We start from the raw sequence: 20,577 nt of genomic DNA, 5'->3' as shown, positions 1-20,577 counted from the left end.
CGCGATGACGTACGATGGGTAGGTCGGCACCCGGGAAGACCATTCCGGGGGTGTGTGGGAAGGAAGCGTCATGGTCAATGTGGAATTCACCCGGCTACGTCACGCCTATGAATCAGGCCGCACGAGACCGTTGGCCTGGCGGCGGGCGCAGCTGGACGCATTATGCCGGCTGGTGACCGACAACCGCGACGCCTTCGCATCCGCGGCCATGGCCGATTTGGGCAAACCCGCGGCGGAAACCATACTGATGGAGCTCAATCTGGTGGCCAGCGAGGCGAAGTTCGTCCGTAATCGGCTCGGTTTATGGGCCGCTCGCCATCCCAAGGCAATGCATTGGATGCTGCAGCCCGCCGCCGGCTGGACGATCGCCGAACCCAAAGGCGTGGTACTCATCATCTCGCCATGGAACTACTCGGTGCTGTTGGCTCTGGAGCCCATGGCCGACGCGCTAGCCGCAGGCAATGCCATCTGTCTGAAACCCTCCGAGCTTTCGCCGAATACCTCGCGTCTTATCGCCGAACTCGTGCCGCAGTACCTTGACCCCGAGGCCGTGCGCGTGGTCGAAGGCGGGCCCAAGGAAACCGGCGAACTGCTGAAGTGCCAGTTTAACCATATCTTCTACACCGGCGGCGGCCACGTCGGCAAAATCGTCATGCGGGCGGCGGCCAAGCACCTGACGCCGGTCACGCTGGAACTTGGCGGCAAATCACCGTGTTTCGTAGACCGTACGGCGGATATCAATGTAGCTGCACGACGTATCGCATGGGGCAAGTTCACCAATGCCGGACAGACCTGTGTGGCACCCGACTATGTGCTTGCCACGCCGGATGTGGCCGAGGCTCTGGCCGAACGTATCGCCGTAGCCATCACCGAATTCTATGGTGAAGATCCGAAAGCCTCGCCTGATTTTGGTCGTATTATCAACGATCGTCATTTTGAACGACTGTGCAAGCTATTGCCCGTCGGCACCGTGCCGCCTGAGGAGCCGAGCTCGCCGCTGGTGCAGGTGGCATCGGCGGTAGGCGCGGCCATGGATATGGTCGGGCGGCGCTTCAATGTCGTGGCTGCCGGACGCGGAAGCGCGGGGGAGACTGCCGGTGGCGGTGCCGGTAGCGCGAACAATGCGGCGAAGCCGGCGGCCGGTTCGAATACGGCAGCCGCTGATAGTGATGCGACTGCCTCGGCCGCTGTCGAGCCGAGCGAGATTCACAAGGTGCCCGGCGTGTTCGACCCGGCCGGTCGAATCGTTTGCGGCGGCAAGGTCGATCGCGCCGCCCGATATATCGCGCCCACCGTACTGTACGGCACGTCGCCAGATGCGCCGGTAATGAAGGAGGAGATTTTCGGGCCGATTCTGCCGATTCTGGTGGTCGAGGATGCCGAGTCCGCAATCCGATTCATCAACAAGCGCTCTCGACCGTTGGCTGCGTACGTGTTCTCGCGCGATCACGAGGTGCGGCTGACTTTCGAACGTCAGACCAGTTCCGGTGCTCTTGGATACTCGCTGCCGTTGGGCCATCTGCTTTCCAGCCGACTGCCGTTCGGCGGTGTGGGCGATTCCGGTATCGGCGCCTACCGCGGCAAAGCAGGCTTCCTCACCTTCAGCCACGTCAAAACCGTGGTTACCAAGCCGCAGTTCCCCGACACTCTGCGCCTCGTGTACCCGCCCTTCAATGAAGCCAAGGCCAAACTGTTCAACATCATCGCCAAATTCAGCTAGCGTGATATCGCTCGCTGATATTGGGTGATGGCGTTGTCATAGTGACGTTCGCTGTCCCGGCAGCCACGTCAATCGATTGATTCGTGTACCGGGCCAGATTTTTCTGTCCTGGTATTTGATTTCGAGTCATTTTCTGCTTACCGGGACAAAACTGACGCCGAAAGTATCGTCCGCGTATTACGAAAATGGCGGAATAGTGCGGTTTTGCATGGAAGGGAATTCCAAATATTCCTATATTCGAGGTGTTCAACTGTCCTGGTTTGCGAAAAAGAGCCGAAATCGGCTACCGGGACAGAAAAATCTGGCCCGGTAGCCACGTCAATCGATTGACATGGCCACCGGGACAAAAATATGCGGCAGATGCGCCGCTTCTGTTACTTCAGGGCTTTGAAGCCGATGTCGTGGCGGTAGAACAGTCCGCGCAGCTCGAGCTTGTCGATGATCGCGTAGACCTTGTCTTGGGCGGACTTGATGTCCGGGGCGGAGGTTTCGACGAGCAGGACGCGGCCGGAGTTGGCAATCAGACCACCCTTGTCGTCGGAGGTGACGCCGGCATAGTAGACATGCGAATTCTCGTCGACCTCGATTTCGGGCACACGGGCACCCTTGATGACATTCTCCGGGTAGCCGTTGGAGGCGATGACCACGCCGAGGGTGGCGTTGGACTCATTCCACGTGAATTCGGGGGTTTCGCCGTTGAGCATGGCGGAGATGCCGGCACCGAGGTCGGAGGTGAGCTTCGGGAGCACGACTTCGGTTTCCGGGTCGCCGAAACGGGCGTTGAATTCGATGACCTTCGGGCCGTCGGCGGTGGCGATCAGGCCGGCGTACAGGATGCCGGTGAACGGCGTGCCTTCCTCGGCCATGCCTTCGACGGTGGGGCGCACGATTTTCTCGATGGCCTCGTCGATCACGGACTGCGGAATCTGCGGCACCGGGCTGTAGGCACCCATGCCGCCGGTGTTCGGGCCCTCGTCGCCGTCATGGGCGCGCTTGTGATCCTGCGAGATCGGCATCGGCCAGAAATCGGTGCCGTTGACGAAACTCATCAGGGAGAACTCCTGACCTTCCAGGAAATCCTCGATGACGACCTTGGCGCCGGCGGCGCCAAAGCGGTGGTCGATGAAGATGTCCTCGAGCGCGCGCTGGGCGGTGTGCTCGTCCATGGCCACGGTCACGCCCTTGCCGGCGGCCAGACCGTCGGCCTTGATGACGATCGGGGTGCCATGCTCGTGCACGTACGCCTGCGCCATCTCCAGGTCGATGAAGGTCTGGTAGTGGGCGGTCGGGATGTCATGACGCTCCATGAGCTGCTTGGCGAAGTTCTTGGAGCCTTCGATCTGGGCGGCGGCCTTGGAGGGGCCGAACGCCTTGATGCCCGCGGCGGCGAAATCGTCCACGATGCCTTCGATCAGCGGGACTTCCGGACCTACGAACACCCAGTCATAGCCATTATTCTTCACGAATTCGATAAGTGCGGCGTGGTTCGACTGGCTCAGCTGCGTGATGTGGATGCCGTCCCTGACCATGCCCGGATTGCCGGGCGCCACGGTGACCTCATCGACGCTCGGCGCTTTGAGCAGCGTGTAGGCAATGGTGTGCTCACGCGCACCGGAGCCGATAACCAATACTTTCTGACCCATGTTGTTCCTTTCCTGCGGAAAGCGAGTTACTTCAGTACGATTTGCGTGCCGGTGGTGTCGGCAGTGATCTGGCCGAGCACGTAGGCGGGCTCGTTGTTGTCGGCGAGCAGCTTCAGCGCCTCGTCCTTGCGAGCGGGGTCGATGGCCAGCATCATGCCGATGCCCATGTTGAAGATGTTGTACATCTCCTTGTGATCGATGTTGCCAGCCTTCTCCAGCACGTCGAAGATCGGGAGCACAGGCCAGGTGCCGAGCTCGATCTCGGCGGCCAGGCCGTCCGGGATCATGCGCGGGATGTTCTCGATGAAGCCGCCGCCAGTGATGTGGGCCACGCCCTTGACCACGCCCGCCTTGAACAGCGGGGAGAGGGCCTTGACGTAGATCTTGGTGGGGGTGAGCAACACGTCGCCGAGCTTTTCGCCGCCCAGCTCGTCGAGCTTGGTGTCCACGGTGTAGCCAGCCTGCTCGAACAGGGCCTTGCGCACCAGGGAGAAGCCGTTGGAGTGTACGCCAGTGGAGGGCAGGCCGATGAGCACGTCGCCTTCAACGATGGTGGAACCGTCCACGATGGCGGACTTTTCGGCAACGCCGACCGAGAATCCGGCGAGATCGTACTCGTCCACGTCGTACATGCCCGGCATTTCGGCGGTTTCGCCGCCGACCAGCGCGGAACCGGCCTGTACACAGCCGTCGGCCACACCGGCCACGACCTGCTCAAGCAGTGCCGGGTCGTTCTTGCCGCAGGCGATGTAGTCAAGGAAGAACAACGGCTCGGCTCCCTGGGCGGCGATGTCGTTGACGCACATGGCCACGCAGTCGATGCCGATGGTGTTGTGCTTGTTGGCCAGCTTGGCGACCATGAGCTTGGTGCCCACGCCGTCGGTGCCGGAGATGAGAACCGGCTCCTTGTATCCCAGGGAGGCCAGGTCGAACAGACCGCCGAAACCGCCGATACCGCCAACTACGCCAGGGCGGTTCGTGCGGGCCACGTGCGACTTGATACGCTTGACGACTTCGTACCCGGCTTCGACGCTCACGCCGGCGTTCTCATATGCTTTTGGCATTTGGTTGGCCTTTCTACTTATTTTGGCTCCCCTCTGGAGGGGGGCTATCGGCAAAGCCGACTGAGGGGAGGCAAGCGCCTCTGGTTCAAAGAATTGTTATTGAGTGGATTGGTGGTGAGCTATTCGGCTTCCGGCTGCACGGTGTTGTATTCGTTGCCGATGTACTTGCTCTTGTACAGCGCGAATTCGGGCAGGCGCACGCGGTCTTCGGGCGTGAGGGATTTCAGGAAGTCGGTCTCATAGTCGTCGAGCGCGGTGGGGTAGTCGCCGTTGAAGTAGGCGACGCACAGGCCTCCGTAAGGGGCGTCGGCGTTCAGGCCGATCGATTCGACCAGACCGTCCAGCGACAGGTAGGCCAGCGAGTCGGCACCGATGTATTCGCGGATCTCCTCGACGCTTTTCTCGGCGGCGATGAGTTCCTTGGTGGTGGAGATGTCGATGCCGTAGAAGCACGGGTATTTGAGCGGCGGTGAGCTGATGCGCATGTGCACTTCGGCGGCGCCGGCCTCGCGCAGCAACTGGACGATGCGCTTGGAGGTGGTGCCGCGCACGATCGAATCGTCGATGACGACCACCCGCTTGCCTTTGACCACGCCGCGCACGGCGGACAGCTTCATGCGCACGCCCTGCTCGCGCAATTCCTGTGTGGGCTGGATGAACGTACGGGCCACGTACTGGTTCTTGATCAGGCCCATCTCGTTGGGCAGCCCGGCGGCCTCCGCGTAGCCGGATGCGGCGGACAGGGAGGAGTTCGGCACGCCGATGACCATATCGGCCTCGACCGGGGACTCCTGCGCCAGACGCGCGCCCATGCGCTTGCGGGCGGAGTGCACGTTGACGCCGTAGATGTCGGAATCCGGACGGGCGAAGTAGATGTATTCCATCGAGCAGATGGCCAGCTGCGTGTTGTTGGTGTACTGCACGATCCTGTAGCCGTGGTCGTTGACCACCACGATTTCGCCGGGGCGAATGTTGCGCACCAGTTCGGCGCCGACCACGTCGAGGGCGCAGGTCTCGGAGGCGAGCACGTAGGCGCCGTTCTTCATCTTGCCGAGGGAGAGCGGACGGAAGCCGTTCGGATCGAGCGCGCCGATCATCGCGTCCTCGGTCATGAGCAGGTAGGCGAAGCCGCCGTGCACGGTGTTGAGCGCTTCCTTGAGCTTGTCCATGAAGGTGCGCTGCAGGGAACGGCGGATGAGGTGCATGAGCACTTCGGTATCGGAGTTCGAATGGAAGATCGCGCCCTCGTCCTCCAGCTTGCGGCGCAGCGACGGGCAGTTCGTCAGGTTGCCGTTGTGGCACAGGGCCACGTCGCCGTCGTGGAAGCGGAAGATGAACGGTTGGATGTTGTCCGTGGTGCCCGAGCCGGCCGTGGCGTAGCGCACGTGACCGATGGCCCGGTCTCCCTTGAGTCGTTCGATTTCGCGCTCGTCGCTGAACACCTGGGTGAGCAGGCCGAGTCCGCGATGGCCGGTCAGATGGCCGTTATCGTTGGAGACGATACCGGCGCCCTCCTGACCGCGATGCTGCAGCGCGTGCAGGCCGAAATAGGTGAGTCGGGCGGCGTCAGGGTGGCCCCACACGCCGAAGATGCCACATTCCTCGTGAATGTCTTCGAGTTCAGCCGACAAGCCAAAGCTCCTTTTTCAAACAGGGGATTAACTATCCGTCAACCCTACCAATCGGCGGCTACATCGCGTGTTGTGGGGTGGTGGTGAAACTTGTTGGGGTTCGCGGACGCGGTTTAAGCACCAGATCAGTGGAGTGTGAATAGTGGTTTAGTATTTTGGCCTTTCGGCGTATGAATCCGGTGCTTGTTCTTCGGCTTCGTCTCAGTGCCTGAAATGGCTGAAAAACTCGATGGTCTCGGGATCCTGCGACTCGTCCATCACCTCGGCGGGTGTGCCGTTCTCGGCGATGACGCCGTGACGGAGCAGTACGATGCGGTCGGCCGCGTCGTGGGCGAAGCTCATTTCGTGCGTGGCCATGAGGATTGTGGTGCCTTGGGCCTTTAACTCGGCAACCATGTTGAGCACTTCGCCGACCAGCATCGGATCAAGAGCAGATGTGATCTCGTCAAGCAGCAGCAGTTCCGGGTCGGTCATCAGTGCGCGCGCAATCGCCACGCGCTGCTGCTGGCCGCCAGAGAGCTGATCAGGGTAGGCGCTGGCTTTATCGCGCATGCCGATGCGTTCAAGCAGTTCCATAGCGCGGGTTTCGGCGCGATCCTTGCTCCAGTGGTGAACCTTGATTGCGGCAAGGGTCACGTTCCTGAGCACCGACATGTGGGGGAAGAGGTTGAACTGCTGGAACACCACGCCGATACGTGCGCGAATCTTGTCCTGGTCGGCACGCGGGTCGGTGATATCGGTATTGCCCAGCCAAATCTGGCCGTCATCGACCTGTTCAAGCAGGTTGACGCATTTCATCAATGTGGATTTGCCCGAACCGGAAGGCCCCAGCAAAGCCACCACCTCATGTTGGTGAATGTCAAAGGAAATGCCACGCAGCACCTGCGTGTTTCCAAAGGATTTGCGCACGTCATCAAGACGCAGCACCGTCTTGTTGCTCACGGGGGAGTCACTCGCCTCGGTGTTGATATTGGTCATTTCGCTCATACCGTTCCTCCGCTGAGTTCGCGTTTACGCAGGCGTTCCGTGTACCAGTCGTTCAGCAGGATGAACGGCACGCTCATCAGGATGAACAGCAGGCTGGCGACCACATACGGCGTGAAGTTGTAGGTGCTGGCCACGTCGATCTGTGCGGCGCGCACGGCATCCACCGCACCCAGCACGGAAATCAGGCCGACGTCCTTTTGCATGGAGATGAAGTCATTCATCAGTGCGGGCGCGACTTTGCGCAATGCCTGAGGAATGACGATCAGTCGGGTCGTCTGGCCGGAGGTCAGGCCCAACGAGCGGGCCGAGGCTCGCTGAGAAGGATGTACGTCGTTAAAACCGGCACGCAGCACCTCGGAGACGTAGGCGCTGTATCCCATTACCACTGCAATGGTGCCGAGTACCGAGGGATCGATACGGCCGAACAAGCCTAGGCCGGGAATGCCGAAACCGATTAGATACAGCACGACGATAATAGGCACGCCGCGCATCACAGTCGTGTAGATCAATGCCAGGATACGCAGCGGGAACAGAATAGGGGAGCGGCTGGTGCGCACCAATGCGATCAGCGTGCTGAGAATCGCCACGCCGACCACTGCGACGAGCAGAACGCGGATGTTGAGCCATAGGCCGTCAAGCACATGGGGAAACGATTTGACGAAGTATTCGCCGGAGAAGAAGGTCTCCTTGACTCGTGGCCAGCCGGGGGAGAGCTTCAGGCCGATGACGATGACCACAACGAACACAATGGTGCTGATCAGACTGGTAATCGTCGATTGAATTTGCTGATGAACACGATATTGGTGTCGTTTGAGCTCGACCTGACTTACCTCGTGTCCGTCAGGGGCATTGTGCTGCCTGGTTTCGGTTGGTGCTGCGGTCATGTGATGAATGTCGCTCGCTTCCTGAATGCCGGAATGGCCGGGTGTCACAGGACAATTTCCGCAGCGCCCGGCCAAGGTGTTGTGACCTTATGATGTGAGCCTACTCCACTTACTTCTTCAGTTCGGTCAGGTCGGTGGTGTACTCGGCCAGCCACTTGTCCTGAAGCTTCTTGATGGTGCCGTCGGCGTTCAGGTCATCCACTGCCTTGGTCACGGCTGCAGTTAGCTTGGAATCCTTCGGCAGCACGATGCCCATGCCGCTCTTGTCTTCGGAGTCAGGCAGACGGCCGAGCACCTTGGCGTCCTTGACCTGCTCGGACTGCACCATGTACACGCATTCCACGGTGCTGGTGACCAGTGCGTCGATTTGACCGGCGTCAAGTGCCTGAGCCAGTGCGGCATCATCATTGAACGTCTGGATGTCGTCCTTGATGTTCGCCTTGGCGTAGTCGTAGGCAAGGGTGCCGACCATGACGCCCACGGTCGCATTCTTCAGATCGGATACCTTGGTGGCGTTGGCGAACTTGCTATCTTTCTTGACCACGACGGACTGGCTGTCGTTGTAGTAGCTGGACGAGAAGTCAACGGCCTTCTTGCGCTCGTCGGTGATGCCGAACTGCTGGATGTTGAGATCCCAGTCCTTGGCGCCGGGAGCGATGGCGGTGTCGAATGCGGTGCGGGTCCACACCACGTCGCTCTTCTTGAAACCGAGCTTGTCGGCCACTGCGTAGGCGACGGCCGCCTCGTAGCCCTCACCGCTTTCCGGCTTGTCGTTCATAACCCACGGTTCGTAGGCCGGCTGTCCGGTGGCGATGGTCAGCTTGCCCGGCTTGTACGTCTGCTGGGTGATGTCGTTCGAATCGGCGGAATTGGATGCGGTGGACTGGCCGGAACCGCAGGCTGCGGTGAACGACAGAGCCAGGATGCTGGCGGTGGACGCAATGGTACGGACGATGTGTTGCTTATTGAACATGGGCTTCCTCTCCTCAAGTGTTCGTCATGCACACGGTTCAAAGTCGTGCTTGATGCATGCGCGCCAATTGTATGGCTATTGGGTTACTGCAAAACAGCGATATTCTCGGATGCTGGTTATCTCCATTGCTTATGGCCGGCTAGAGCCGCGCAATCTGGCGCGTAAGCGAACGATATCTCATATTGGCGCAGAGCGAAATGGCGTTCACTGTTCGAGTGTGAAGCCGTCGAATACGAATCCCGGACTGACCACACAGGAGACCAGCGCATCGCCCTGGCCAGGCACTGTGCGCTGCCAGACGCCAGCCGGTACGACCGCATGTCCCGATACGGTTACGTCGGCCTGATCGGTGGTGATGCCGGAACCCAGGGTGATTACGGTTCGCTTGGATTCGTCGGATTCCGGAGTCTCGCCGCTGCCGCCGAGTTCCAGCTTGACCGATGCCGGGCCATGCCACAGCCAGACCTCATCCGCATCGACCTTATGCCAGGTGCTGGCATCTCCCTCGGGCAGCAGGAAGTAAATCAGTGACGATAGCGGTCGGCCTGAAGCCTCATCTGTGTGCGGGGATTGCCAGTCACGCGTGTACCAGCCGCCTTCGGGGTGGGCTTCCAGTCCAAGGCGTTCCACTATGGACCGGGCGTATGGACTCATGTCTTGCAAAGCGACGCTCATAATGAGATCTCCTGTTCTTGGCGGGTTTGCTGGTTTTGGCTTCTTGATATCAGGTCGGGTCAGCGGTGTCACCAGACGTTGTTGTAGGCTTCGCGCCCGGATATCACCGTGGCTCGGTTCGTGCCTGCGCCGTGCTTCACCAGTGTTTCCAGTGTTTCTTCGATGCCGGCCGGAGATGATGTGTCGACGGGGATGTCGAAGAACGCGAAATCAGCCAATGCGCCCGCGTTGATCTGTCCAATGCGGTTTCGGCCCACGTGCATACCCATGGAGGCGGCACCGCCCAGCGTCATCATACGAATCAGGCGATGTGTCAGATCGTCGCTGGCATAGCCTTGTTCGCGGGCCAGGTCGTAAAGCATCGACACGTCATCAAGCAGATCGAGGGTCGGCGTGCTGGAGAGCGAATCGGTGCCCACGCTTACCAGATTACCTTCCTCGAGGTATTCGCGCACCGGTGCATCTTTGCCGGTGTTGGTAATGCGATTCGATCGGGGGCACAAGGCCACGCCCACGCCGCGCTGACGTAGAATACGCCGATCCTCGCCATTGGCCCACACGCCGTGTGCAATGTGCACATCCGGGCCAAGCGAGCCAAGCTGATCGACGAACTGGATGGCGGAGGCACCTTTGCCCACGTCCTTGAGCTGCCGGTAGCTTTCCCAATCGTGGTCACGCCAGTCGGACGCCGAATAAGTGGTGAGCACCGGCGGATAAGTGCCGGCCTCGAGCGGGGTCTCCGCCAGATGGATATGCAGTCGCATGTTCAGCTGACGAGCAATGTCTGGAAGATCAACGAACGGTTCGGACTCCAGCGTATACGGAGCATGCGGGCTGATGCCGAGGTTCGGCAGCTGCTCCTCGTTCATCCGGCGCAACTGCCGGATGAGCTCGGTGCGGCCCTTTTCCATCCATTCGTCGTTGTGCCAGCCCATTACCTCCCAATAAGCGATGCCGTGCATGCCCTGCGAAGCCAGCGCGCCGGCGGCGTCCAAATCGGTGACGATGTCTGCGGCGGCCGTCGTTCCCGATTCGACCATCTGGCGAGCACCGTCCTCGGCCCACTGCTTCCATGGCTGGGTCTTCTGCGCCTCGGCGTACACCTCGTTGAATGCCAGTTCCCAGGCGCGGAACCGATCGTAGGTGCCTTGCCCGACCTGCACCATGCCGCTGTACTGCAGATGAGTGTGCGCGTTGACCAATCCGGGGGTGAGCACCCCATCCCAATGCCGTTCACGGATGGTGCCGTGAGACGTCATTTCCTGCTTCAGCGCCTCCAGCACCCAGCGGCGTTTACCTACATGAACCACGCGGTCGCCATGTATGGCAACTGCGCCATCGATGATGACGGGGCCCGTCACGGGGATGATGAGTTTGGCGGAATACAGTGTCACATCATCGATAAGCTCGGTATCGACGGTCGGCCAGGTGTTGTCGGTCATATTCTCCTCGCTGCGTTGTGTTCGGTGCCGTGTCTATGGCTATCGGTCGGCGTTCTCTCGGTCGTTTTCCGCGAATCTGGTCAGTCGCCAATCGTAGCCGTTGTCCTCCACGGCATGGCTGGCTCGGTATCCGCGCGCCTTGAGCGCGCTGGCGGCGATGCGCTGGTCGGTCGCTGCGTCAAGTCTGATAAGCGTGTGATCCAGTGTGCCTCGATGTTCCAGAAGATATGCGACGGCGCTGGCCTGTACGGCGAAGCTCAGATCCATGATCTCGATTGGATTGCCGCCTCCCACCGTGTAGTTCACGCCATCGCCGTCGGCGATTAGCGTGAGCGTTGGCCCGTCGGGAACAATGAGTTGCGCGGTGTCCCTGTTGACCTGTGGGGTGAAGTCGCTTACCTCGTCCAAGGCGATTTCGTTGGCGATGCCGCCGATCACTGCGAGCGCCGCGCCCTCGTGCATTGCGCGCATGTGCTCAAGTGTGACTGTATGTCTCACGCCAGTGGCGGACACCACCATATCCGCGCAAGGGAGTGCCTCGTCAATGTCTTGTGCGGCGAAGCCGTCGAACACCGCTTTGAGTGAAGCCACTGGATCGATATCGCAGATGGTGACTTCGGCTCCAAGCGCGCGAATACGCCGTGCGAAGCCTTGGCCGACCGGGCCGTAGCCGATGACGGTGACGTTCTTACCGTCGAATGCATGCTCGCCGAGAATGCGCTGCATGGTGGTCACGCATGTCTCCCCAGTGCCGTGGGCGTTGTCGAATCCGGTTTTCAGCACACTGTCGTTAACGGCTACGACCGGGTAGGTGAGGGCTCCCGCTTCCTGCATCTGCTGGAACGCGCGTACGCCACTGGTCGTTTCCTCGGCCACTCCAATGAGATTCGCCGTGAGCTCGGGGCGTTCGAGCGAGGCGAGACGGGCGAAGCTGGCACCATCGTCGATGATGATGTTCGGCTGTATCTTGTCCAGCAGGCGCAGGGCTGCCTCGTGCGCCTGTTCCGCGGTCCAGGCTCGGCTGGATTCGACCGTGATTCCTTCTCGGCGCAGCTGTTCCGCCACTCGGGGATCCGTGGAATCCGGGCCGCAATATACGCCGACGATTGCGCCGGCGGCCTTAAGCTTGCGTAGCAGAATCGCGGTTTTTGGCTCCAGTATCAGGCAGACGGCAATACGAATGCCTGAGAAATCGACGCGGGTGGTGAGGTCATCCATGGTGTCGCGTAATACCGGCATGTGCTGTTCCGCGTACTCCATTGCCTCCAGCCCACTTGCCGTGCGCATGTCGGCAATGGAATCAATGCTTTGTGTGCCGTCACAGAGGAATTCCTCGCTGTGGCCGTCGGTCATCGTGGCATCTTCGACGGTCATGCCCCATTGCTGGGCCTGAGACTTGATTTCGGCATGCTTCTGCGGCTCCGGAATCGCGAGGCGGGCTCCTGCCAGTGATCGATTCGTTTTCTGGGATCGGGCTGCCGCCCACGCCGCAAAATCGCTGTCTGCCGTAATGCTTTTCTTCATATTCCCATGGTACGCATGCATGCCGCTGCTCTGCCGCTGCGCGTGTGGTGTGGGTGAAGAGCGTGCTTGGGCGCGTTGCGTGCGTCGACTTTGGCAGCTTCGAACAGGCATGTTGTATCGAACAAATGTTCGACCGTATTGATATGCTGGTCGGGCCGGCGGTGGTAAGGAGGTGATGGCGATGGACAGCGGAACGGTATCGACGCAACGCGAGCATACCTATATTGCCATTGATCTCAAGTCCTTCTATGCTTCGGTGGAGTGCGCGGCGCGCGGACTCGACCCGTTGACCACGCATCTGGTGGTGGCCGATGAAACCCGCACCGATAAGACAATATGTTTGGCGGTCTCACCCTCGCTGAAGAACTATGGCATTCCCGGTCGTGCGCGGCTATTCGAGGTAAAACAGCGCCTGAATGGAGTCAACATCGAGCGCGCGGTCCATGCTCCCGGCGGCCGATTAATCGGGGAGTCCTGCGATGCGCGCGACCTGGAACGCTCGCCGAGACTCAAAGCCTCGATGGTCATCGCCAAGCCGCGCATGGCGCACTATTTGGAGGTCAGCGGGCAGGTATATGGCATCTACCTCAAATACGCCGCACCCGAGCACATCCATGTCTACTCGATTGACGAGGTGTTCATCGACGTCACGCCATATCTGCGCTCGCTGGGTATGGGGCCGCATGCCATGGCGCGAACCATCGTGCGCGAAATTCTCGATGAAACCGGCATCACCGCCACTGCCGGCATTGGCTCCAACATGTATCTGGCCAAAGTCGCCATGGATATCGTCGCCAAGCACATGCCCGCCGACAAGGACGGCGTGCGCGTGGCCGAACTGAATGAAATGTCATATCGTCGGCTGCTTTGGGATCATCGTCCGCTCACCGATTTTTGGCGGGTTGGGCGCGGCTATGCCAGAAAACTCGAGCACGCCGGTCTGATGACCATGGGCGATATCGCCCGATGCTCGGTGGGTCGTGCTTCGGATTACTACAACGAAGACCTGCTGTATCGCATGTTCGGTGTCAATGCCGAACTGCTCATCGACCATGCGTGGGGCTGGGAGCCGTGCGAAATCGCGGATATCCGATCCTATGAGCCGGATGCGCACAGCATCAGCAGCGGTCAGGTGCTCACCGGTCCCGCCGACTATGCCACGGCCCGGCTGATCACCAAGGAGATGGCCGATGCGCTGGCCCTCGATCTGGTCGATAAGGGGGTGATGACGAATCGGCTGACACTGGCGGTCGGCTATGACATTGGCAGTCTCGATGCTTCGAAGCTTGATTCATGCGCAGACCGGGCGATGAGGCGTGCCGCCGAACGCGCGGCAAAGACCTATCAAGGGCCGGTGACCGTTGACCGTTTCGGTCGTCGGGTGCCTAAGTCGGCCGTGGGGTCGATTGGATTGGGCGATTTTACGTCGTCTGCCGCACGTATTCGCGAGGCGATGACCATGCTGTACGAGCGTATTGTGGATGCGCGGTTGCTGGTGCGTCGACTCACAGTTGTTGCCGATGATGTGGCCACGCCCAAAGAACTGGCGGCGGGCAAACGCTATGAGCAGCTTGATTTGTTCGGTGATGATGGCGATATGCGATATGACTGTGATAGCACGGAATCCGGTGGCGACGGAAGCGGGCGTATGCCGGCTTGTGGGGACGATGCCGCCGCACAGACGTTGGCTCGAGAGCATGATATCCAGCGTGCGCTGCTGGATGTGAAACGTAAATTCGGCCGCAACGCCGTCATCAAAGCCATGGATATGGAAGACGGTGCCACCGGTCAGGCTCGCAACCGTCAGATCGGAGGCCATCGCGCATGACCCTGCAAGAAACCCATGCATACGACGACATCATCAACCTGCCACACCACCAATCACGCAAGCATCCGCATATGTCTCGTCACCAGCGGGCCGCCCAGTTCATGCCGTTCGCGGCCTTGACCGGATACAACCAGGTCATTGAGCAAACAGCAAAAAACGCCGAAACCGCCATCGCCCAGGCCGAGGCCCAAGGCGATACCGATTTCGGCGCTTAACAATCGCTCCCGTTGGAGGAAGTCTCAGATTCGTCAGCCCACGTGACGCGAGAACCGGCCGGCAGCGGCTGGCCCTTGCGATACTTGCCGGTCAGCAGACCCTGCGCGAGTGGGGAGAACGTGGTGATACCAATGCCGAGCTTGCGGCAGGTGCCCATGATCTCATGCTCGATATAGCGATCCTGCAGGTTGTACTGCGGCTGAACCACGGTGATTGGGTACAGGTTGTAGCGGTCGATAATGCGCGGGGCTTCCTCGAGGCGGGCCGAACCCCACTCTTCGGAAACGCCGTAATACAGCACCTTGCCCTGGGCGACCAGGTCTCTCATACTGCTTCAGCGTCTCGCCGAGGAATCGTTCGGCGGCGCCGCCCGAGTAAGCGTCCGCGCAGTCGAAGAAGTTGACGCCGGAATCGTAGGCGAGCTTCGCGGTCTCCTTGGTCACGTTCTCGGCCGCTGTGCCCTTGAGATCCGTGACCCAGCTGCCCAGCGCGACCTCGCTGATCTTCAGTCCCGACTTGCCGACGCTGCGATACTTCATGTGTACTCCTTGATGATTAATCGTCACCGCCGTCTCTTCATGGCCGGCCGTGAACGCTAACAATTCGATTAAAACAGTTCAACCCCACTTGAATGCAAGTTGGTGGCTACCGCGACACGCCGGTTGTAGTCCCGTGACCAATTTGCCGCAATCAGTAACTGCTAATATATGAGTAATTATTGGCTTTTTAGGCATAAATTGCTAATATATTAGTATGTTTTCTTTGTTAGATGAGCCTATGCCTGGGGATGTTTCGGCTGCGATTGCCGAACGCATGGTTGCCAGGCGCAAAGAGCATAAGTTATCGCAAACGGCTCTGGCTAGAAAATCCGGTGTGAGTCTTGGCTCAATCAGACGGTTCGAGCAGCAGCACGAAATTTCGTTGACGGCGCTCATCAATATCGCGTTTGTGCTGAGTTGCGAGCAGGATTTTGAGACACTGTTTTCACAGCCGTACTATGCAACTATCGATGATGTCATTGCTGCGCGGGAGAGGGAAGCGCGATGAGCGAGACAGTGCCGTTGGATTTATCGGTTGATCGGGTACGGGTGTTTTTGGATGGTGAAATTGTTGGCTCGCTGACGCTGTCGCCGGCAAAAACAGTGGCGTTCTCGTACGAAAGCTCGTGGTTGTCCAGTGGATTCAGCATAAGTCCGCTGAGTCTGCCATTACGTGAGGGGGTCTTTGTCGCCAAAAGAGATCCACTGCATGGTTTGTTTGGGGTGTTCGATGACAGTATGCCAGACGGGTGGGGGCGTTTGCTCACGGATCGTCTTCTGCGCCAGAGAGGAATAGACCCTTACTCTATCGGAACCTTGACGAGGCTGTCCATTGTGGGATCAAGCGGCATGGGAGCCTTGGAATATGAACCAGCAGCGGTTATTGAAAATAGCGTTGCAGCTACCGACTTGGACGATATAGCGAGAGAGTGCGCGAATCTTCTGGAAACTGATTTTTCTGAGGATTTGGATCAGCTTTTTGCACTTGGTGGCTCGTCCGGTGGCGCGCGGCCGAAAATTCTGACTGAGGTTGATGGAGAAGAATGGATTATCAAATTCCCCTCATCCGTAGACTCGGCGAATATCGGAGAACAGGAGTATCAAATTTCTGTACTTGCGCGCGAGTGCGGCATTGATATGCCGGAAACTCGTTTGTTCGCATCAGCGCAATGTTCTGGATATTTCGGTGTCCGGCGGTTTGACCGTACGCGGGATGACGATGGCACCGAACATAAGGTGCATATGATTTCCGCCGGCGGATTGCTGGAAACGTCGCATCGTATTCCCAATTTGGATTACGGACTATTGATGCGGCTGACTATGCGTGTGTGCAACAGCGCAGAGGAGTGCGAGCGGTTGTACCGTCTCATGTGCTTTAACGTGTTCATCGGAAACCGCGACGATCATGCGAAGAATTTCTCTTATCTCTATGATCGTTCTCGCCAAGCGTGGAGATTGTCGCCTGGATATGATTTGACAGAGAATCCCGGGATAAACGGCGAGCACACCACTTCGGTTAATGGTAAGGGGAAGAACATCACTATTGCGGATTTGGCTAGTGTCGGTGTGAAGGCTGGTATTTCGCGGGCGCGCTGTATTGCTATTGCCAATGAAATGCAAGATAGGATTCGTGATACTGGGTTTGCCGTCCGAGATTGATGGTTTCGCCATGCTTAGTTTTTCCAATACGCATTCTCTAGCACGTTTGCCTTTTGAAAAGCTTCGCGATAGGCGGTGATAAGGTCCGGCAAACGCATTGAGGCGTTGGCCGGACTGGTGGAGGGCAGTTGGGTCATGCCGATGGCGATACCGGCTTCGGTCAGGCGCGGCTCGATAAGTTTGCGGTAAAGTTGCGCTGATTTCGCGCCGGTTGTGAAGATGTGGGCGATTGGAGCGCCGCGCAAGATTGGTGCCAAGTCGTTGGGCGCGGCATTGCGGATGCTGGCATCGCTGGCTCCGGTGATATCGCAAGAAGCAATGACATCCCATAACGCAATGTGGTGGCGCAGAGCAAACGCACGACGGGACTCAGGTAAATCGCCGACAGCGTCAGTAGGATCAGCGGAGTTGGCAAACAGCGCCTGCAACACCGGCCAAAACCGGTTCCGCGGATGCATATAGTAAAACGCCGCTTTTCGGGATTTCGGGCTCGGCATCGACCCCAGAATCAGCACCCGCGACTCGCCATCCCACACCGGCCCAAACCCATGCTCCACATGTTCGCTCATGGTTTCCATCCTAAATCGGGCGATTGAGCGCACGAGGCAATCAGGCCGAGAACTGTTTGCCGAATTCCGAGAAGAGCTGACGGCGGGCGAAGACGAGCAGGCCGAGCAGCACCAGCAGGGAGACCAGCCCGCTGACCATCACCAGCACATCCCACGGAGCCCAGCCGAGCGGAATGAACGTCAGAGGCAGCAGACCAGCGACGATGTCGAACGCCAGATACTTGGCGTACTGGTCAATGGCCTTGGTCCGCAGCACGATAAGCAGCACCACGTCAAAGACCAGCGAAACCAGACACGTGATCGGTATGACGAACATGGTGACGACATGATTCATCGTCGCGACAAACCAGACCAGCGCAATCGCCAGCATGATATAGAAATATCGAAACATGAGTCGAAGCGGCCGTGGCGCGTGCAGAATCGCACTGTTGATGAACAGCACACTGATGATCAGAGCGGCCGCCGAAGCGCCGACGATCGGCGCCGGCCACGACCACAGATAGGCGAAGAACCCGAGCAGCAACAGGATCGCACCGGCGACGAACGTGATGATCTCCACCGTCAGACGCCTCGGACGCAGATAGATCTGCTGCGCGGGGAATGCGGCGGGAGAGGCCTCGCCGTGCAATTCGTTCTGGCAGAGCGGGCAACGGGCCATATCGCCGGTGAAATCGACGCTGCAGGCATCGCAATGCTTCATGCCGACGCTCCTTTCTCCACATGCACGCCAGCGATGTTCATACGGCCGCTGATGCCCTGCGTGGCGAGAATCCGACACAGGTTCTTGATGACGTTCAGATCATGGTAGATGGTGGAGATGCCGATGCTCAGGTCGTCGCCGAACGAGCAGACCGTGAAATTCAGGCTGGCCGGTGTGGTGAGGAAGCTCACCGAACGCACATGGCGCGCGAGTCGTTCGTCCAAGGTGACTCGGCCAAGGTTCGAGACGGTGGTCGTGGTTTCGCGGTCGGTGATGAACCGGGCCAGCTCCAGCACCCAGTCCTTGGCAGGGGAGGGCGCGAGACGCAGCACCGGATTCTTTTCCAGCGCAATCATGCGGTTCATATGCGATTCGACGCGCTCGCGACTGGTGGCATGGCCGAGCTGCTCCTGCACATGGCGGGCGATGTCGGCCAACGGCTCATCGGTCAGCAACCCACCCATACCGTTGCCGTGCGCGGTGCGGGCGGCGGACTGCTGGCCGTTGCCGGTCACGTCTGGGCTCGTTGCGGAAGTTTTCGCGGAGTCCTCATCGGCTTCGATATCGGCCGGCGTGTACGCCACGTAAGTCATGCCGTAGAAGTTGCGCACGGTCTCCGACCTGAAGAAGGCGCGCAAGTCGACCGGAATATCCACGCGAATCGCGCGATTGCGGGCGCACGAGGGCATGACGTCGCGAATCGCGCACAGTATCGCGGCGATGAGGTAGGAGGTGAGGCTCACTCCGCACTGATGTGCTGCACCAAGCACCTTGCTGGCGCTGACGTGATATTCCATGAACGTGGGCGCGTCCCGGTCGATAGGGCCGGACAGCCGGTAGATCTTCGTGCCGGGCGCGGCGCCGGCCTTGTCTTTCTCGTAGTATTTGTCGAAGCTGTTTTCGGCTTTGTCGCTGTCCGAACCGTCGTAATCCGAAGGCACGCCCGGCACGTCGTACCGCTCGGCGATGTAGGCGTGCAGCAGTGACTTGAACAGGTTGATGGCGCCGCGACCGTCCGAAATGATGTGCGAGACCTCGAGATTGACACGATTGCGGAAATAGCTCACGCGGAACAGCATGCTTTTGGGCCCGTAATGCAGTCGCGAGCATATCGGCAGATGTTCCGGCTCCACCAGCGGCCGGCCGTCTGACTGTTCGAGGTAATGCCAGAACATGCCGTTGAGCAGGTGCACGTTGAAGCTCGGGAACTGGGCGATGGCATGGTCGAGCGCGTGCTGCAGGATGTCCGGGGCGATGTCGTCCTCCAGCTCAGCCGAATAGCGGAACACGGTCTGCGAGGAGCGGCCAGCCTGGGAGGAGTAGAACTTGCCGATGTTGTCTAGTCGGTACCAAGTACGTCTTGCCACGCGTCGCCTCCCTCCGGTGCGTTGGCGGTGGTGCCGGTGCCGGGAGCCGGTTCCACCGGTGTGCCGTCGAGGAAATGCTCGATGATTCGGTAGGTGGTGGCCACCAGTCCCACGGCCGACGTGTTGAGTAGGTAGCCGTGGATGCCATCGTGAATCCTGTAACAGGAGACGTTGTCGTTCACCAATTGCAGACGACGGGCGTACGCTTCGTCCTCGTCTCTGAGCGGGCAGTATTCGGCGGACAACACCAGCGTGCGCGGCTGATTGCTCAGGTCATGCGCGGTGAGCGGCGCGAAATACGGATTGGTCAGGTCGGCCACGGACGAACGGTACATGTCGATGTAGTCGGCCATGTCCTGTGCGGTGAGGATGTAGTCGGTGCCGTTGGTCCGCACCGATTCGAATGGGCTGGTCTCGGGATTGTAGTCGTTGCCGACCACCGGGTAAAGCAGCATCTGCGTGCGCGGCATGAACTCGCCGCGGTCGCGGGCCATCAGCGATACGGCGGCCACGATATTGCCGCCCGCGCTGTCGCCGAACAAGGTGATGCCGTCGGTGCCGGACGCGGATGACGACGACCGTTCGCGGCATAGACGCCGCGCCACCTCATAACATTCCTCGACCGCCACGGGGAACCGGTACTCGGGGGACAGACGGTACTCGACCGCGACCACTCGACGCTGCAGCCGAACCGCCATATGGGCGCACGCCTGCGCGTACAGGTCGATGCCTCCGGTGCACCAGCCACCGCCGTGGACGAACAGGATCGTGCCCCGTGGCGTGATGTTGCCGGCGTCATCGGCCGAAGCGCCGGCAACGATGGCACCGACGGCATCGGCGCCGGGGAAGGCCGTCCCATACGGGGCAATCGGCGTGAACGTGCGCAGCGGCACCTCGTGCCCGTCCGGCATGGGGACGGCGGCGTCTTCGATGCGGCATTTCGGGTTCGGCGGCGTCTGCTTGGCGACCAGCGCCTCGGCAGCGCGTTGGATCCTATAGGTTTTCCTCACGTTGGGTTTGATGAGGGTGGCGGCCTTCATCGCGGCGAGCGATGCTTCGTTAATCGGCATGACGGCAGGTCCTTTCAACGTCGGGTTCGCGGTGCATACGATTCGGCAACGACAGGGGGAGGAAGCCCGATCGGGCTTCCTCCCCC

General features: G+C 59.8%; 19 protein-coding genes and 1 pseudogene. 5 read left to right on the top strand and 15 right to left on the bottom strand.

Annotated features, from left to right (window positions below; all coding sequences use genetic code 11):
* Positions 1-70 precede the first annotated feature (70 nt).
* A complete protein-coding gene (locus FYJ31_RS03920) occupies positions 71-1,720 on the top strand; it encodes an aldehyde dehydrogenase family protein (protein ID WP_154536032.1) in 1,650 nt (549 codons plus the stop codon).
* A gap of 374 nt (positions 1,721-2,094) precedes the next feature.
* On the opposite strand, the gene purD is transcribed toward FYJ31_RS03920, so the two are convergent.
* The 9 genes from purD to FYJ31_RS03875 all read right to left on the bottom strand — a co-directional run bounded on the left by purD (position 2,095) and on the right by FYJ31_RS03875 (position 12,543).
* Entirely contained in the window at positions 2,095-3,363 is a 1,269-nt protein-coding gene (gene purD / locus FYJ31_RS03915; protein ID WP_154536031.1) for a phosphoribosylamine--glycine ligase, read from the bottom strand.
* 26 nt (positions 3,364-3,389) lie between these two features.
* The gene (gene purM, locus FYJ31_RS03910) at positions 3,390-4,427 is read right to left on the bottom strand and encodes a phosphoribosylformylglycinamidine cyclo-ligase (RefSeq protein ID WP_154536030.1); all 1,038 of its coding nucleotides are present in this window, start codon (positions 4,425-4,427) and stop codon (positions 3,390-3,392) included.
* Between the two features lie 119 nt (positions 4,428-4,546).
* Positions 4,547-6,058: an amidophosphoribosyltransferase gene (purF, locus tag FYJ31_RS03905; protein WP_077424194.1), complete on the bottom strand. Its 1,512-nt coding sequence runs from the start codon at positions 6,056-6,058 to the stop codon at positions 4,547-4,549.
* Between the two features lie 201 nt (positions 6,059-6,259).
* On the bottom strand, positions 6,260-7,045 hold the full coding sequence (locus tag FYJ31_RS03900) for an amino acid ABC transporter ATP-binding protein (protein WP_154536029.1): 786 nt from the start codon (positions 7,043-7,045) through the stop codon (positions 6,260-6,262).
* On the bottom strand, positions 7,042-7,929 hold the full coding sequence (locus FYJ31_RS03895) for an amino acid ABC transporter permease (RefSeq protein ID WP_195839434.1): 888 nt from the start codon (positions 7,927-7,929) through the stop codon (positions 7,042-7,044). The genes FYJ31_RS03900 and FYJ31_RS03895 overlap by 4 nt, the downstream gene beginning before the upstream one ends.
* A gap of 109 nt (positions 7,930-8,038) precedes the next feature.
* On the bottom strand, positions 8,039-8,902 hold the full coding sequence (locus tag FYJ31_RS03890; RefSeq protein ID WP_012578230.1) for an ABC transporter substrate-binding protein: 864 nt from the start codon (positions 8,900-8,902) through the stop codon (positions 8,039-8,041).
* A gap of 204 nt (positions 8,903-9,106) precedes the next feature.
* On the bottom strand, positions 9,107-9,577 hold the full coding sequence (locus tag FYJ31_RS03885) for a cupin domain-containing protein (RefSeq protein WP_032744452.1): 471 nt from the start codon (positions 9,575-9,577) through the stop codon (positions 9,107-9,109).
* Positions 9,578-9,645: 68 nt separating this feature from the next.
* Positions 9,646-11,019: an amidohydrolase family protein gene (locus FYJ31_RS03880; protein ID WP_012578228.1), complete on the bottom strand. Its 1,374-nt coding sequence runs from the start codon at positions 11,017-11,019 to the stop codon at positions 9,646-9,648.
* Positions 11,020-11,058: 39 nt separating this feature from the next.
* Positions 11,059-12,543 (bottom strand): adenosylhomocysteinase, encoded by a 1,485-nt coding sequence (locus FYJ31_RS03875; RefSeq protein ID WP_032744450.1) that lies wholly within the window; start codon positions 12,541-12,543, stop codon positions 11,059-11,061.
* A 181-nt stretch (positions 12,544-12,724) separates the two neighbouring features.
* Here FYJ31_RS03875 and FYJ31_RS03870 point away from each other — a divergent pair, with 181 nt between their 5' ends.
* Positions 12,725-14,371, top strand: a complete 1,647-nt coding sequence (locus FYJ31_RS03870) for a Y-family DNA polymerase (RefSeq protein WP_195839436.1) — start codon at positions 12,725-12,727, stop codon at positions 14,369-14,371.
* Positions 14,368-14,586, top strand: a complete 219-nt coding sequence (locus FYJ31_RS03865; RefSeq protein ID WP_007056345.1) for a hypothetical protein — start codon at positions 14,368-14,370, stop codon at positions 14,584-14,586. The genes FYJ31_RS03870 and FYJ31_RS03865 overlap by 4 nt, the downstream gene beginning before the upstream one ends.
* Here FYJ31_RS03865 and FYJ31_RS12715 read toward each other — a convergent pair.
* Together FYJ31_RS12715 and FYJ31_RS12710 are read right to left on the bottom strand one after the other, a co-directional pair.
* A complete protein-coding gene (locus FYJ31_RS12715) occupies positions 14,583-14,915 on the bottom strand; it encodes an aldo/keto reductase (RefSeq protein WP_229773836.1) in 333 nt (110 codons plus the stop codon). The two genes, FYJ31_RS03865 and FYJ31_RS12715, sit on opposite strands and share 4 nt — an antisense overlap.
* Before the next feature lie 12 nt (positions 14,916-14,927).
* Positions 14,928-15,126: pseudogene (locus FYJ31_RS12710) on the bottom strand (aldo/keto reductase); the annotation flags it as partial.
* Between the two features lie 238 nt (positions 15,127-15,364).
* On the opposite strand from FYJ31_RS12710, the gene FYJ31_RS03855 reads away from it, so the two are divergent.
* Together FYJ31_RS03855 and FYJ31_RS03850 are read left to right on the top strand one after the other, a co-directional pair.
* Positions 15,365-15,634: a helix-turn-helix domain-containing protein gene (locus tag FYJ31_RS03855; RefSeq protein ID WP_014485083.1), complete on the top strand. Its 270-nt coding sequence runs from the start codon at positions 15,365-15,367 to the stop codon at positions 15,632-15,634.
* The gene (locus FYJ31_RS03850) at positions 15,631-16,785 is read left to right on the top strand and encodes a type II toxin-antitoxin system HipA family toxin (RefSeq protein ID WP_154536026.1); all 1,155 of its coding nucleotides are present in this window, start codon (positions 15,631-15,633) and stop codon (positions 16,783-16,785) included. Before FYJ31_RS03855 ends, FYJ31_RS03850 begins: the two co-directional genes overlap by 4 nt.
* Before the next feature lie 14 nt (positions 16,786-16,799).
* Here FYJ31_RS03850 and FYJ31_RS03845 read toward each other — a convergent pair whose 3' ends face one another.
* The 4 genes from FYJ31_RS03845 to FYJ31_RS03830 are packed head-to-tail and all read right to left on the bottom strand — an operon-like array spanning position 16,800 to position 20,491.
* Positions 16,800-17,363 carry a DNA-deoxyinosine glycosylase gene (locus FYJ31_RS03845; RefSeq protein WP_014485082.1) on the bottom strand — a complete coding sequence of 188 codons (564 nt, stop codon included), beginning with the start codon at positions 17,361-17,363 and terminating at the stop codon, positions 16,800-16,802.
* 31 nt (positions 17,364-17,394) lie between these two features.
* The gene (locus FYJ31_RS03840) at positions 17,395-18,054 is read right to left on the bottom strand and encodes a DUF6320 domain-containing protein (RefSeq protein WP_060619963.1); all 660 of its coding nucleotides are present in this window, start codon (positions 18,052-18,054) and stop codon (positions 17,395-17,397) included.
* On the bottom strand, positions 18,051-19,421 hold the full coding sequence (locus FYJ31_RS03835; protein WP_326831170.1) for an alcohol acetyltransferase: 1,371 nt from the start codon (positions 19,419-19,421) through the stop codon (positions 18,051-18,053). Before FYJ31_RS03835 ends, FYJ31_RS03840 begins: the two co-directional genes overlap by 4 nt.
* Complete coding sequence (locus tag FYJ31_RS03830; RefSeq protein ID WP_154536025.1) at positions 19,394-20,491, bottom strand: alpha/beta hydrolase; 1,098 nt, start codon at positions 20,489-20,491, stop codon at positions 19,394-19,396. The genes FYJ31_RS03835 and FYJ31_RS03830 overlap by 28 nt, the downstream gene beginning before the upstream one ends.
* Positions 20,492-20,577 lie beyond the last annotated feature (86 nt).

Source organism: Bifidobacterium sp. WCA-178-WT-4B (assembly GCF_009696495.1).
In the GTDB taxonomy this organism is placed as follows: domain Bacteria; phylum Actinomycetota; class Actinomycetes; order Actinomycetales; family Bifidobacteriaceae; genus Bifidobacterium; species Bifidobacterium infantis.
The sequence above is the reverse complement of the archived record's forward strand: the minus strand, read 5'-3'. Positions and strand labels throughout refer to the sequence as shown.